1 protein-coding gene is annotated in these 515 nt (G+C 41.0%); it reads right to left on the bottom strand.

The genetic code is table 11. The features are described 5' to 3' along the window. Positions 1-7 precede the first annotated feature (7 nt). Entirely contained in the window at positions 8-463 is a 456-nt protein-coding gene (locus R7P74_RS29445; RefSeq protein ID WP_318124286.1) for an RNA-binding protein, read from the bottom strand. Positions 464-515: the final 52 nt, after the last annotated feature.

Below are 515 nucleotides of genomic sequence, written 5' to 3'. Positions count from 1 at the left end.
TTAGGATTTAATCCAGTTCAGATTTATCGCCATCTGGATGTTTCGGATCGTTAGCAATACGCACTTTAAGTGTTCGCTCCATATATTCCCTTTCATTTAACTTCGCGATAGCCGGTTCTGCGTCAGCAGCGGCCATAACGACAAAACCAAACCCTCTTCTTTTACCTGTGCGTTTATCTTTCATTAAGCGCACAGCAAATACCTGCCCATACTCTGCAAATAAATCACGAACGTGACTCTCATTTGCTTTATAAGGAAGGTTACCGACATACAGCGTTTTAGTTGAAGGATCAGATTCCGTTGGTTGAATAGATGGTGTTTGGCTAGAAAATGAAAATAGAAAAGCAGTAGCGGCAACACCGATAAGAAAGCTCAAAGCTGGTGGAATAGCGAATTGAGAGAATAGCACTCCCCCAATGACGGCCAGCCCGGCAGATAGGATCAGATTTTTTTGAGACGTCATTTTGATTACTACATATAGATAATAAAGAGAACGATTGTCTATTTAACAGAAT

The sequence above is a fragment of the Vibrio sp. 2033 genome (genome assembly GCF_033339735.1).
This window is presented reverse-complemented; position numbering and strand designations above follow the sequence as displayed.

Bases quoted from the DNA above. Each gene is read 5' to 3' on its own strand.
- R7P74_RS29445 (WP_318124286.1), bottom strand. From the start codon at position 463: ATGACGTCTCAAAAAAATCTGATCCTATCTGCCGGGCTGGCCGTCATT.